This window comes from Candidatus Poriferisocius sp. (genome assembly GCF_965219775.1).
Lineage (GTDB): Bacteria > Actinomycetota > Acidimicrobiia > Acidimicrobiales > Bin134 > Poriferisocius.
In genome coordinates, this window is record NZ_OZ244793.1 from 428,258 (window position 1) to 441,571 (window position 13,314).

13 protein-coding genes are annotated in these 13,314 nt (G+C 65.2%); 5 read left to right on the forward strand and 8 right to left on the reverse strand.

Translation table 11 applies throughout. The features are described from left to right. Window positions 1-136: 136 nt before the first annotated feature. From ACOQPQ_RS02005 to ACOQPQ_RS02015, 3 genes are all read right to left on the reverse strand, one after another. Window positions 137-1,600 carry a carboxyltransferase gene (locus tag ACOQPQ_RS02005; RefSeq protein WP_420637770.1) on the reverse strand — a complete coding sequence of 488 codons (1,464 nt, stop codon included), beginning with the start codon at window positions 1,598-1,600 and terminating at the stop codon, window positions 137-139. Between the two features lie 15 nt (window positions 1,601-1,615). Further along, on the reverse strand, window positions 1,616-2,968 hold the full coding sequence (locus tag ACOQPQ_RS02010; protein ID WP_420637771.1) for an acetyl-CoA carboxylase biotin carboxylase subunit: 1,353 nt from the start codon (window positions 2,966-2,968) through the stop codon (window positions 1,616-1,618). A 71-nt stretch (window positions 2,969-3,039) separates the two neighbouring features. Continuing rightward, window positions 3,040-3,543, reverse strand: coding sequence for an acetyl-CoA carboxylase biotin carboxyl carrier protein (locus ACOQPQ_RS02015; RefSeq protein ID WP_420637772.1), 504 nt, complete (start codon window positions 3,541-3,543; stop codon window positions 3,040-3,042). A 262-nt stretch (window positions 3,544-3,805) separates the two neighbouring features. Here ACOQPQ_RS02015 and ACOQPQ_RS02020 point away from each other — a divergent pair, with 262 nt between their 5' ends. Then, on the forward strand, window positions 3,806-4,396 hold the full coding sequence (locus ACOQPQ_RS02020) for a GlcG/HbpS family heme-binding protein (RefSeq protein ID WP_420637773.1): 591 nt from the start codon (window positions 3,806-3,808) through the stop codon (window positions 4,394-4,396). Window positions 4,397-4,496: 100 nt separating this feature from the next. Here the strand turns inward: ACOQPQ_RS02020 and ACOQPQ_RS02025 are convergent, their stop codons facing one another. Genes ACOQPQ_RS02025 through ACOQPQ_RS02035 form a run of 3 tightly spaced genes read right to left on the reverse strand, consistent with a single transcriptional unit; the run spans window position 4,497 to window position 7,388 of the window. Continuing rightward, window positions 4,497-6,431 carry an RCC1 domain-containing protein gene (locus tag ACOQPQ_RS02025; protein ID WP_420637774.1) on the reverse strand — a complete coding sequence of 645 codons (1,935 nt, stop codon included), beginning with the start codon at window positions 6,429-6,431 and terminating at the stop codon, window positions 4,497-4,499. Window positions 6,432-6,456: 25 nt separating this feature from the next. Beyond that, window positions 6,457-7,002 (reverse strand): DUF6036 family nucleotidyltransferase, encoded by a 546-nt coding sequence (locus tag ACOQPQ_RS02030; RefSeq protein WP_420637775.1) that lies wholly within the window; start codon window positions 7,000-7,002, stop codon window positions 6,457-6,459. Next, window positions 6,999-7,388: a hypothetical protein gene (locus tag ACOQPQ_RS02035; RefSeq protein ID WP_420637776.1), complete on the reverse strand. Its 390-nt coding sequence runs from the start codon at window positions 7,386-7,388 to the stop codon at window positions 6,999-7,001. The genes ACOQPQ_RS02030 and ACOQPQ_RS02035 overlap by 4 nt, the downstream gene beginning before the upstream one ends. A gap of 268 nt (window positions 7,389-7,656) precedes the next feature. Here ACOQPQ_RS02035 and ACOQPQ_RS02040 point away from each other — a divergent pair, with 268 nt between their 5' ends. From ACOQPQ_RS02040 to ACOQPQ_RS02055, 4 genes are all read left to right on the forward strand, one after another. Further along, window positions 7,657-8,076 (forward strand): very short patch repair endonuclease, encoded by a 420-nt coding sequence (locus ACOQPQ_RS02040; protein WP_420637777.1) that lies wholly within the window; start codon window positions 7,657-7,659, stop codon window positions 8,074-8,076. Between the two features lie 51 nt (window positions 8,077-8,127). Then, window positions 8,128-9,327: a DegT/DnrJ/EryC1/StrS family aminotransferase gene (locus ACOQPQ_RS02045; RefSeq protein WP_420637778.1), complete on the forward strand. Its 1,200-nt coding sequence runs from the start codon at window positions 8,128-8,130 to the stop codon at window positions 9,325-9,327. A gap of 241 nt (window positions 9,328-9,568) precedes the next feature. Then, window positions 9,569-10,660, forward strand: coding sequence for a DNA cytosine methyltransferase (locus ACOQPQ_RS02050; protein ID WP_420637779.1), 1,092 nt, complete (start codon window positions 9,569-9,571; stop codon window positions 10,658-10,660). Between the two features lie 65 nt (window positions 10,661-10,725). Further along, entirely contained in the window at window positions 10,726-11,559 is an 834-nt protein-coding gene (locus ACOQPQ_RS02055) for a NaeI family type II restriction endonuclease (protein ID WP_420637780.1), read from the forward strand. 82 nt (window positions 11,560-11,641) lie between these two features. Here ACOQPQ_RS02055 and ACOQPQ_RS02060 read toward each other — a convergent pair whose 3' ends face one another. Together ACOQPQ_RS02060 and ACOQPQ_RS02065 are read right to left on the reverse strand one after the other, a co-directional pair. Continuing rightward, a complete protein-coding gene (locus tag ACOQPQ_RS02060; RefSeq protein WP_420637781.1) occupies window positions 11,642-12,838 on the reverse strand; it encodes a DUF222 domain-containing protein in 1,197 nt (398 codons plus the stop codon). Between the two features lie 196 nt (window positions 12,839-13,034). Next, window positions 13,035-13,256 carry an antitoxin gene (locus ACOQPQ_RS02065; RefSeq protein WP_420637782.1) on the reverse strand — a complete coding sequence of 74 codons (222 nt, stop codon included), beginning with the start codon at window positions 13,254-13,256 and terminating at the stop codon, window positions 13,035-13,037. Window positions 13,257-13,314: the final 58 nt, after the last annotated feature.

Sequence of the window (13,314 nt, forward strand, 5' to 3'; positions counted from 1 at the left end):
CCGGTCGTCCCCCTGGTCCCGACCGGCCGGGGCGGGGTTCGCCCGGATGATAACGGCTGCTGCCCGGTGGCGCAGCAGGCCGGCTGGAGCCCCGCCGGAGCCCCGCCCGGTGCCTCCGCTGGGGCGCTCAGCGCGCTCAGCGGCGAAGGGTGACGGTGGCACCGGCGGTCTCCACGTGGGCGTAGGTGGCCCGAGAGGCGCCCAGGAGTTGCTCGATCAACTCGGCCGGGGCCGACTCGTCGGTCAGCGGAAACGTTCGGGGGGGTGGACCGGCAGCCCGGGTGGCCTCCACGTCCTGGAGGGGTACCAGGTAGCGGCGGAGGAGTTCCTCGTCGGACATGGTGCGGTCGCCGTACTGCTCCTTCATCTCGCCGACGGTCGGCTGCGGGGGCTCCCACGCCTGCATCTCCCGGCCGCGATCGCTGGCGAGCATTCGGTCGACCACGTCGGGATTCAGCGGGGCGGGGGGCTCGCCCAGGTGCCCGAGCACGTAGACCAGGATCTCGTCGGGCACGGTGCCGTAGCGTTCGCCGGTCACCACGTTCAACACCGACTGGATGCCCATCAACTGGGAGAACGGCGTGGCCGAGATGGGGTGGCCCAGGTCCTCGCGCACCTGGACGATCTCCTCCAGCACCTCCTCGAAGCGGTCCGACATGTCGTACTGCTCGAGCTGGGCCTTCAGCGTGCCTGTCATCCCGCCGGGGAGTTGGTGATGGTACGGGAACACGTTGTACTCCCGGGGCACGCCGATCGGGTGCCCCTCGGCGAGGGCCACCCGGCGCATGTGCTCGCCCACCCGACGCACCCTCTCCAGATCGACGGTGGTGGTGTGGCCCTCCCACCGGAGGTTCTCGATGGTCTGCTCGGTGGAGGGCAGCGACGGCCCGTTGGCCATGGGGCCCGGTGCGGTGTGCAGCACCCGCACCCCCGCCTCCACGCCGATGAGGTAGTTCATGCCCGCGATCCCCACGGTGTTGTGGCACTGCATCTCCACGGGGACGTCGCCCGCGGCCCGCACCAGCGCGGGCATCAGGGTCTTGGCTCGATCCGGGGTCAAGATGCCCGCCGCGTCCTCGAAGTAGATGGCGTCGGTGACGCCCCAGCTCACGTACTCGGCCACCCGGTCGGCGAACCACTGGTCGGTGTGGACGGGGCTGATGCCGTACATGATGGCCGGGGCCACCTCACACCCTTCGTCGGCGGCGATGCGACACAGCCGCTCCATGGCGTCCATGTTGTAGAGGCAGTCGTAGATCCAGAAGCTGTCGATGCCGTGCTTGGCCAGGGTGCGCAGCCACAGCTCCATCAGTGCATCCGGGGTCAGGCCGAACTTGGCGATGCAGTTGCTGCGGCTCCCCGACCGCAGCCGGGAGTTGGGCAGCCATGTGCGCCAGAGGTCGAGGCCGTCCCACGGGTCCTCCCGGTTGTAGCGCATCATGCACTCGAAGATGGAGCTGCCGGTGAGGTCCACCACCCGGTAGCCGGCCTGGTCGATGTCTTCGGCCACCTCGGCGATGTGGCCCACCTTCATGCGCATCCCCCACAGGCTCTGCTGTCCGTCTCTCAGGGTCTGGTCGATGATGTCGATCTCAGCCATGACGGCGGCTCCGTTTCACGGGGCGGGGGGCGGGGTGTGGGGGAGCAGGGTCCGCTCCAGCCAGGTGGTGGTGATCTCGTTTCGGCGGAAGTCCCGGTGCCCGATGATCGTACGGTGCAGGTCGATCGTGGTGTCCACTCCGTCGACGGTGAAGGCCCCCAGGGCGGCCAGGGTGTTGTCGATGGCGAGGTCGCGGTCGGTGCCCGACACGATGAGCTTGGCGATCAGCGAGTCGTAGTAGGGGGGAACCTCGTAGCCGCAGTAGACGTGGGTGTCGAGGCGCACCTGCTCGCCGGTCGGGGGGTCCCAGCCGGTGATGACCCCGGGACTGGGCAGGAACCCGTCGGCGGGGGATTCGGCGTTGATTCGGCACTCGATGGCGTGGCCCGAGACGGCCACGTCGTCCTGGGCGACGGAGATGGGGTGGCCGCCCGCGATACGGAGCTGCTCTCGCACGATGTCGATGCCGGTCACCACCTCGGTCACCGGGTGCTCCACCTGGATTCGGGTGTTGATCTCCAGAAAGGAGAAGTCGCCGCGGTCGAGGTCGACCAGGAACTCCACGGTGGCCGCGCCGGTGTAGTCCAGCTCTCGGCCCAAGGAGATGGCCGCGGTGGCAATGGCGTGGTGGAGTCGGTCGGTCAGCACGGTGGCCGGGGCTTCCTCCACGATCTTCTGGAACCGTCGCTGCACCGAGCAATCACGGTCCCCGAGGTGGACGACGTTGCCGTGGGTGTCGCCCAGGATCTGCACCTCCACGTGGCGGGCGGCCTCCACCCAGCGCTCGGCGTAGAGCCGGCCGTCGCCGAAGGCGGCCAGGGCCTCCTCCGATGCGGTGGCGAACCGGTCGGGCAGTTCGGCCCGGTTGGCGATGCGGACCATGCCTCGGCCCCCACCCCCGGCGGCCGCCTTGAGCAGCAGCGGGAAGCCGGCTTCGTCGGCGAAGGCCAGGGCGGCCTCGGCGTCGGCCAGGGTGGTGGACCCGGCACCGGTGGGCACACCCGCGGCTCGGGCCAGGGCGCGGGCGGCGATCTTGTCGCCCCCGTCGGCGATGGTGGTGGCGCGGGGCCCGATGAAGGTGAGCCCGTGGGCCACGCAGGCGTCGGCCAACTCGGGGCGCTCGGCCAGGAACCCGTAGCCGGGGTGGACGGCATCGCAGCCGGTCAACAGGGCGCCCGCCACCACCTGCTCGACCCGGAGGTAACTCTGGGTAGGGCTGGGCGGGCCGATGTTCACCACGTCGTGGGCCAGTCGGGCGGCCAGCGACTGCTCGTCGGCGTCGCTCACGGCCACCACCGCCTCGATGTCTTCGTCCCGACAGGCCCGCACGATCCGCACGGCAATCTCGCCGCGGTTGGCCACGAGCACCCTGCGGAGCGGGGCCCTATGGATTGGGGCTGGCCGGGGCGGGGTTCGCCGGGGCGGGGCTGGCCGGGTGGTCAAGAAGCCGGGCTCCCGGGGGCGACGGCGAACAGCGGCTGGTCTTTGGCCACCGCCACGCCGTTGTCGGCGTAGACCGCGAGCACTTGGCCGCTCACTCCCGCCTTGATGTGGTTCATGAGCTTCATGACCTCCACGATGCACACCGTGTGAGCCGGATCGACTCGGTCGCCCACCTCGACAAAGGGTGGGGCGCCGGGTTCGGGGGCTCGCCAGAAGATGCCCGGCGACGGCGAGGTCACGACGTGCGCCCCGGCCGGGACCGCGGGCGCATCCGTTGAAGGGGCGTGGTCGGTGGCGGGTGGGGGCTGCTCAGCCGAGCTGGTTGCAGTAGTCGGCGCATCCGTCGCGGCCGGCGGGCTGGATTGCTCCCGACTGGTGGGCCGGCCGTCCCCCGTCGACAGACGCACCCGCAGATCGCCCGACCGGACGTCGATTTCCTGCCAATCGGAGCGCTCGAACGCCTCCACGACACGAGCAATTGCGTCCAGGTCGCTGCTCACTGCCCTATCGTCCGCCTCCGTCTGCCTCTCAAAGCCGGCTCGGCACGTGTCTCCGCACCGCCAACCGCAGGCATCCTAGCGGCGCGACTCAATCACCCTCCACGAACGCCGAGGCCACCTGGGCCATGGCTGTCAGTCGTAAGCTCCTCGGGATGGTTGCCATGACGATGAGTGGCGTTCGGGGTGCGCCGGGCTGCGTCCCCTGTGCCTGCGCCTGTGACCTCGCAACCGGCATTACCCGCACGGGCGGGGAGGTGGGGGAGTGAGCGGGGTGCTGTCGCTGGAGGTTGCCGACCGGATCGTCGACGCGGCGTTGGTTGCGGCCCGCGAACAAGGCTATCCGCCGATGGCGGTGGTGGTGCTCGATGCCGGTGGGCATGTGTTGGTCGCCAAGCGGGATGAGCGAGCGGCTATCGGTCGGGTGGAGATTGCCATGGGCAAGGCCCACGGTTGCCTGGCCATGGGGTTCGGGGGGCGGGAGTTGGCCCGGCGGGCCGAGGCGGTGCCACAGTTCTTCACCGCCATCGGCGCCCTGTTGCCCCACGGGATGGTGCCCGTGGCCGGCGGGGTCCTCATCCGCGACAGTTCGGCCGGCGTGGTGGGGTCGGTGGGAATCAGCGGTGGCACTTCCGACGAAGACGACGTGTGCGCCGTCGCCGGCATCCACGCCGCCGGCCTCGTGCCCGACACCGGAGACCCACCCCCATCCTCAACCCCCGCCACCAACGACCCCACTACCGCAACCGGAGACCCACCCCCATCCTCAACCCCCGCCATCAACGACCCCACTACCGCAACCGGAGGGTCGACCACCTCTTCAAGCGCGGAGAAGCCTCCCCGTTCAAGTACGTGAACTGTTGAGGCCTGGCTAGGGTGCCGACCCCCACGGTGGCGAGGATCAGGATGGTCCGCCAGATCGGAATCGCCTTCCACCGCTGTCGGCGGTTGGGTGGCTAGACCCAGTGAACCCCCTTGGGCATTCGGGTCGCCCACATCCAGCACTCGAGCGTGCGGTCGGTTCTGATTCCGCACGAGTGGTCCTCGCCAGCGGCCACTGCGATAAACGAACCTTCGGGTGGGTCAGCCTTCCCAGAGCCGGTCGACCCCCAACATGCGACGGTCGTATCGGTACTGATGGCACATGTGTGATACCACCCGGCGGCGAGCGAGGTGAACTCTCCTTCGGGGGCATCAGTCTGATCGTACCAATCGTCTCCCCAGCACTTGAGCGTGTTGTCGGTCTTGATGCCACAGGAGTGAGAGTGACCTGCTATGACCGCAATGAAAGTCCCTTTGGGGGCGTCAGCCTGGTCCATCTCGTTAGAACCCCAACACTCGACGGACTGGTCTTCTCGGATGGCACACGCGTGGTGATCACCTGCGGCGAGAGCAGTGAAGGATCCGTTGGGTGGCTGCAAGCCCAAATCATCTAGGTCAAGGCGGTGAGAATTTGTCCAGCATGCGATTGCGCTATCAGTTCTTATGCCACAAGCATATGCGAGGCCAGCGGCAACTTCCACAAAGTCATCGTTAGGTGTGGTTTCCCAAGCCTGTCCAGGTTCGCTCCAGCACTCCACAGACCCAGAATCTCTAAGTATACATAAGTTCCTAGGAGTCCCAGTCGCTATTTCCAGAGGGTTAGCTTCTAGAGTATCGAACTCTTCCCATTGGCTTTCTCCCCAGCATCTAATAGCATTGTTTGCTCGGATACCACATGTAAAGTTATAGCTAGCACTGATGGACGAAAATTCGCCCTTAGGAGCACCAGCCTGCCCCACATATCCGCTACCCCAGCATAGGACAGATTGGTCTGTAGCAATGGCACATGAGTGAGAATAGCCAGCAGCTATAGCAACAAAAGTGCCCGGCGGTGAGTTCAATCGGCTGGAATGACCTTTGCCCCAACACTCGATAGTGTGGTCGGTCCGTATTCCACATGCATGGGTGTCGCCAGCGGCAATTGCTACGAATATACCTTCAGGCGCACCTTCTTGGGCATCATAGCCCTTGCACGTGAAGGTGCAAGGAAAACGGGTACCATCTTCCATTACCAGGTAGCTCTCATTGTCGCTGTTAGTGCCCCAGCATTCCACCAAGCGATTGGTGCTTATGGCGCAAGAGTAGTTGTGCCCAGAAGCCATGTCAGTGAATTCCCCCATTGGCATAGTAAGGCCATAGCTAAACTCCGAGCCCCAACATTGGATAGCTTGGTCGGTGCCAATTGCGCAGGTGTGGGAGGTTCCAGCCGCTATGGAACTGAAGCTCCCGTCGGGTGCAGTTGCAGGTTGGCCTGAGATTTTGCCCCAGCATGTGATCGTCTTGTCGATGCGGATCCCGCAGGTATGGTGTTCGCCAGCCGCAATGGAAACGAAGCTGCCCTCTGGTGCATCTGTCTGTCCAGCACTGCTTCTCCCCCAGCACTCGACTGTGTTGTCAGTTCTGATGCCGCACATGTGGTAGAAGCCAGCCGAGAGGGCAGTAAAGATTCCGTCAGGCTCAGATGCCTGGCCGTATCGGTTTGAGCCCCAGCAGGTAAGGGTACCGTCGGTCTCGATCGCACATGCGAAGCTCCTGCCTGCTGTGACCGCGGTGTACTTGCCGGTGGAGGGTGGGGATGGCCTGGATGGCACCGTGGAGGCATCGGAGGGTCCTTCGTTGCCAATACATCCGAGTCCTGCTCCCAGCAAGCACGCCACCAGCAACACGATTACGGCAGCACGGCGCAGGATCCCTCGGGCACCTGAACCCTCTATGGTCACAACAGGGAGGCTAGTTCGTGGCATCGCATCATCCTCCCACCCATTTGGGCGTCGTGCGGCGGTTGCGATGCCTAGGGCCGTCCCAAGAGCCACCGAGCAGGCCGCATCGGACCTCGAAGGGGCTGGCATCTCTCCGCGAGGCTTCGGCGTGGGGCTAGGGCTCCCTGTCCGCTACGGCTTCTTCAAACACTGCCCGGGTGAAGTACTCGACGGACATCGAGAGGCTGGTGTGTCCCCATGCTTGGTCCACCAGGTCCAACACCTGGTCCACGTCCCCATACCCGATCTCCCGCACCAGCCGCACGGCATCTTCGAAATCTACTTCCCGACCAGCGGCGAGCTTCATGGCCAAGATGAAGTGGGCACCAGGGCTGAGAACCTGCAGCCTCCTGCCCCTGTAGAGCGTCTCGAACCTGGGTGCGAGCTTCGGAATGGACATCTTCGCAGCATCATTGATCCAGTCGTCCCGTAGTCGATGGCGCTGTGCGACCTCGCGGGCTGCCTGCTGCAGCTCTTCCGGGAAGGGTTCGGAGATGATGTCGACGTCATTGGTTCGCCGTATGTCGTACTTGAGCAGCATGACCGCACCGCCACAGGCCACGACGCTGATGGGCTCCCCGGGACCGAGGACTCCGTCTACCTCGTCCAAGAGTTCCTTCAGGCCGGACGCATTGAACGCCCGCGCCTCGTCACGGCTCATCGCAAGGAGAGGGTTGATGCCTCGAAGTACACGCCGTGCATCGAGCACACCGGGGGGGCCTGCGACACGACCCACCTGCCCCAGTCGGTGTCGAGGGACTGCCCGGACAGTGTCATCGGCTCGGGCAGTTGTTGCGAGGCAACCCAGGAAGGAGTATCAAACCCATCACGGGCGCACAGCCCATGAACCACCGTGGCGATGATGGCAAGGTCGCGTGGTTCACCATGAGGGGCTTCGCCCTTGCACAGCATGTCGAGTCGCTGTTCCGGCTCGTGGTTCCAGTCCTTGATGAACTGCACCACTGGCCGGAACCGCTCCGGCTGACACTGCGGGTGGGCCATCTCAGCGGGAAGCTCGAGAACGTTGATGACCCTCACCTGACTCACCCGATCAATCCTAAGGCCAGCGTGTGGGCTGGCCCGGCCCAATTCCACGAATGCAATCCGACAGATGTCACCCACGAGGGCGCGGCTCGCAACGCCTGCTATGGGACAGTCGCTGAAGCCACCGAGCTGGACGCCAGGAGCCCGGAAGTGGGCGCAGGCTCCAGGCTCCGCCGAGGTCCTCAAACTTGGATGGCGGTGTCCGTGTTTGGGGTGCCATGGTGGATGGGTGGGTCGCCCCCGTGCGTCCAGTCCGGCGGTGAGTCGGAGGATGAGCCGTCAGGCCAGTCGCGACACCGCTCCCGAGATGGCCATACGCCGCCGCCTGCATGCGGCTGGTCTGCGGTACCGGGTGGATTTCTCGCCGATTCCGGGGCTGCGCCGGCGGGCCGACATCGTGTTCACCCGTCGCAAAGTGGCCGTGTTCGTGGACGGTTGCTTCTGGCACGGTTGCCCCGATCACGCCAGCACACCCACCGCCAACCAGGAGTGGTGGGAGGAGAAGTTGGCCCGCAACGTCGAGCGGGACGCCGACACCAACCAGGCCCTGGGCGACGCCGGGTGGACGGTGGTCCGCATCTGGGAGCACGAAGACCCTCAATCGGCCACCGACCGCGTGACCGCCGCCCTCAGCGGAGAGACCAAACTGGACGGCGGCGAGGCTTTGGCCCCTGGGCCGGAGGCCCGGTAGGTCGGAGCTGGGGGAGGTGTGATGGTGCATTGGGCCAACAAGCGAATTGACATGCCGCCCAGGGCGTGGCTCCGGGCGGTACTGGCCTGCGTCCAACCACCGCTGCCAGGGGGCGGAGCTTCCATCGAGCGCCGTTGGGGTGACGATGGGGCCGGTGTCGTCGGGCTTTCGGTGCGGTCCCTGTTCGACCTGTGGCTGCAGGCCCAGCACTGGAAGCCCGGAGACCGCATCGTGTTCTCGGCCTTGACCGTGGCCGACATGCCGTTCATCGCCCGGGCCCATGGTCTTCACGTGACCGCGCTCGACATCGACCCGCTCACCGGTGAGGCCGATGCCGACGCTCTTGCCCGGATGATGGATGGGCGAACCCGAGCGGTGGTGTATGCCCATCTGTTCGGCGCCCGTGGCCACACCGACGGGTTGAGAGAAGCGGCTCATGCGAACGGTGCCCTCTTCGTGGAGGATTGCGCCGAGGCCTACGCCGGTCCCCGGTGGCGAGGGCACCCCGACAGCGACCTGGCGCTGTTCAGCTTCGGACCGATCAAGACCGCCACCGCCGCCGGTGGAGGTCTGGCACGGGTCCGTGACCCGGAAGTCCGATCGGAGATGCGGCGCCTCGCCGCGGCGCTACCGGTACAGCGTCGAGTCGATCAACTCCGGAGGCTGGCCAAGATCGGTCTCCTGAACGCCCTCGGATCCCCGCGGACGTTCGGGGCGGTGAAGCGTGTGCTTGATGCCGTTGGTCCCGGTCACGACGCCGTCCTGCAGCGGCTGACTCGCGGGTTCCCGGGCCCGGACTTGTTGACACGCATCCGCCGCCGCCCATCGGCCCCGCTGGTGCGAACCCTCGGTCGGCGTCTCGACGAAGGCGACGAGCCGGTGGACCGCCGCATCGCGCCGGGCCGGCGGCTGATGGCGGCTCTGGATGAGGTCAGCGTTCCGACCTCGCAGGCCGAGACACACTCGTTCTGGCTGGTCCCGGTTCTGGCTCCGGAGCCGCAGGCGTTGGTACATCGACTGGAGTCGGCTGGGTTCCACGCCACATTGGGAAGAGCGTTTGCCGTGGTTGAGCACGACGATCTCGACGATGGGCCACCACCCTTGGGCGCCCGCCACCTCATGGAGCACACCGTCTATCTGCCCTTTGATCCGGGGATGCCAGGGACGGTGCTGGACCGGTTGGCGGAGACCGTGATCAGCGAGTTGCAGCAACAAGGGGGCACAGGCGGCACCCCTCGGCCTGGTTCTTGATTCCAGGGGGGATCCGCGTAGGGGGAGCCAGCACCGTCTAGGGTCGCGACTTGGTGGACCTCGTTACCGTTCCAGGTATCCCTTCCCCTCAGGTCGGCCTTGATGGACGGGTGGGGGGTTGGCACCAGTGCCCCCTCCGCAACTGTCACTCCTCCTTCATACGATTCCTCCTGCCGCTTCTGCAGGCAGTCCTTGGCGATCGAGTGGAGGGATAGCAGTGCCCCAAATTGGTGACATTGAGATGACGAAGCCCGAGGCGGCGAAGACAGGCGAGGCGATCACGACGATTGACTTGTTTGCGGGGGCGGGGGGATTGAGTCTTGGCTTTCATTTGGCTGAGGTGGGCTTTCTGCCGGTGTTCGGGGTGGAGCATGATCCGGCGGCGGCGGCCACGTTCGAGCGAAATTTCGGGTGTGAGGTGTTCGCCGGTGACATCGAGGAGGGGCCGGAGTATCCGCAGGCTGATGTGATCATCGGTGGGCCTCCGTGCCAGGGGTTCAGCCCGTTGGGCCGGGATCGCGACGACGTGAGTCGGGCGCAGCTCAACGGGTTGTGGAAGCACTTCTTGGATGCGGTCCGGACGATCCGTCCGAAGGCGTTCGTGATCGAGAATGTGCGCGAGTTTCATCGCTCTACGCAGTTCGCTGAGCTATTGCGCCTGTTGGAGGCCGACTCGGAGCTTTCGGCGTACACCCCCGCCTACGGGGTGCTCAACGCGGCCGACTACGGGGTGCCCCAGACGCGATTGCGCGGCATCCTGATAGCGATTCGGGGCCACGAAGGTGAACTCCCGTGGCCTCCGCCGCCACTGCGAGGCCCGGAGTCGCCAGGCAAGCGGCCGTATCGGACCGTCGAGGAAGCCATCGGTGATCTGCCCGCGGCTACGACGGGCTTCGACCCCTACTTCGATGATGGCGGCGGGCAGCACCTGCACTTCGGTCGGCGCCCGACCCGGAAGTCCCTGGAGCGGTACCGGGCCATCCCGCCGGGCGGCAATCGTTTCGACCTGATGGAGAGGCGGCCCGACATCACCCCGGCGTGCTGGGCGACCAAGCCGACCGGGACGACCGACGTGATGGGGCGTCTCTGGTGGGATCGACCGTCGGCCACGATCCGCACCGAGTTCTTCAAGCCGGAGAAAGGCCGGTATCTCCATCCGGTCGAGGATCGGGTGATCTCGCACCGGGAAGCGGCCCGGCTGCAGTCGTTCCCCGACTGGTACGTGTTCGAGGGCACCAAGATCGACATCGCCCGCCAAATCGGCAACGCCGTACCCCCGCTCCTGGGCGTCGCCATCGCCCACCACGTCTACCACCACGCCTTCGCCCACTAGCTCGGACAGTGACTGGCGACGCTGCTCTCATTCGGGCCGTTGACTGGTTCCGCGACCAGCCCAACATGGTGCAGCGATTCGCTGGAGCCATACGCCAGAGCTTCGACGAGGTGTTTGACGGCCAACGCACCGGTCGCTACTCGCTCAAGCAACTCTCGAAGGTGGAGAAAACGTACATCGGGACCAAGGTCGAGATCCTCGTCCAGGCCGAATTCGGCTTACAGCGCGGTCACCGTATGGATTACCTCGTCGCAGGGGAAGAAGTAGACGCCAAATGGTCGATGACGTCAGGTGCCTGGATGATCCCGAGGGAAGCGGTCGGAGAGCTGTGTCTCTGCATGACCGCCGATGATGAGAGATCGATCTTCTCCGTCGGCATCATCCGGGCCGACGACCTCCACCTGGGAAGCAAGGGCAACCAAGACCGGAAGAGGCGGCTAAACGCTCTTGGCCTTAAGGCCATGCATTGGCTCGAAAGGAATGGTCAGCTTCCCGAAAATCTGCTCCTGAACCTGGGCAAGGAGACTCGATCGGCGATCCTTGACGAGGAACTGAGTGGGCAAGAGCGTGTCAATCAGCTCTTCCGCCTCGTCCAAGACCGCCTTGTTCGCCGCGAGGTTGTCCTGACCGTGGCGCGGCAAGATGACGGACCCAAGCGGGTGAGAGACGCTCGCAAACTACTTCAGCCTGAGGGAATCGTTATCCTCGGCCACCAAGGCAACCACCCTCGCATCGCCCAGGTACTGGGACTATCAATACCACCAAAGGGATCGTGGGTTGCAGTCCGGCTGGCGCCCGCGGCCAGGGCCGAACCGGATACCGTTGAGATCGGCAGCGGGCAGTGGCGTTTAGCCCGTGAAACGGAGCCGATGCACCCCGGGCCCATCGATTACCAGTAGTCGCTCTCCAGTGCGGGTGCCATTAGGCAAGAGTCGGCAGCCTCGGTGCACTTGGACTGGCAGTGAGCCGGAGGATGGGGGGTCAGGCTGGTTGTTGGGGTCGGTGGCGGCGTCGCTTGTGTTGGTGGTCGTCGCGGTGGGCTCGGCGGTGACACTTCGGGCATAGCAGGACGAGGTTGTCGATGTTGGTGGGTCCACCTTGTTCCCAGGGGAGGATGTGGTGGATGTCGCACGCCTGGGCAGCCAGGCCGCAGTCGACGCAGGCCTGGTCCCTCGCGAACAACGCCATCCGTTGGGCTTGGTTCGGGGCTCGTTGGGTGCGACCCAGATAGAGGGGCTGGCCGTCTGAGCCGAAGATGGCCGGGATGATGTCGGCGTCACAGGCCAGGCGGCGGAGTTCTTCGATTTTGATGGGGGTCCCGTCGATCAGTTCGGCATCCTGGAGCACCCCGTAGATGGGGTCGTACTCGGCAGTCACCACCAGCACCGTCTTCTGCGGGGCCGGCCCGCAATCGGCTCCACCTGCGGGTCGGCCGGCAGGGCCGGAGTCTGATTCGTCGGCACCCGGTGGCAGGGACAATCCGTTGGCTGACCCATCCGTTTCGCCAGCCTGGCCTGCGGGCTGTTGGGTCATCAGAGCCACAAGGGCATCGGCGTTGCGTTGGTGGTAGGTGCGTTCTTCGCCGGCCTTGGTGTCATAGTGCAGGAGGCGGGTGTTCATGGCCGAAAGAGCTGTCTTGACGCGTTGACCGGCGATGGCGTCGAGTTCGGCGTGCAGGATGACCATGTCGTCGTCCCCGTCGAACACGCTGGCGGTGCGCCGGGCTCGTTGGCGTTCGGTGCGGGACAACCCGTCGACCGAGGCCCGTTGGTCCTCCCGGGTGGCCAAGGTGCGCTTGAACTGGTCGCAGTCCTGGCGCATGGCCTCGATCACTAGGTCCAGTTGTTCCCCGTCGCCAAGGGGTGCTCGGGCGTGGGAGGCGGTGATCATCTCGGCATGGTCCATCGTGATGTACCCGCCTTCAACCGCCCCCAACACATCAGGTAGGGCTCGCAGTCCCGACGCCACCTTGGCTTGACGGCGGGCCTTGCGAGCCTTGAGGCCGAACTGTTGGCACACCGCCACCATGGCGTCCTCGCCCTCCAATTCACCCAAACGGCCCAACAGCCCGGCCAGGTACCCTTCCACCTTGCGGCGGACCGTGTCGGCCTGCAAAGCCAACTTGATCACATCCGACGTACCCAACTTCGAGTAGTCCTTCAACTCGAAATCGGCCACCATTTCCCTGGTGGCATCACACGTGGGGCTAACTCCGTAGGCAGTAGCCTTGGCAGAAGTCCCTTCAGATGTACTTGTAGTAGAGCTGAACTCCATACCTTTCATTGTACCAACCAGGGTGACAACTACCCCCCTGATTTACCGGAACATTTGCAAATTTCAGGAATACTATGGCAAACCACGCGTCACAAAGTGGTCAAGACCAGGCATCGGACATGACCTCGGGGTCATCCAGGTCCTGAGTGAGCTGAGCAAACTGCCTGAGTCGTTCGAGGCTGACCGGGTAGATGCCAATGAGACTTTCGCGCTTCAGTACCCGGCGGAGATACTCGGAACGGGAGAGCCCGACCCGCCTTGCCTTGGCGTCGATCACAGCGAGAACCTCGATGGGAACATCTCGGATTACAATGTCGGCCATGACCACCTCCAGCGAAGTCCCTTGATTTCAGGTTGTACCAGCGTGGTCACTTCATTTG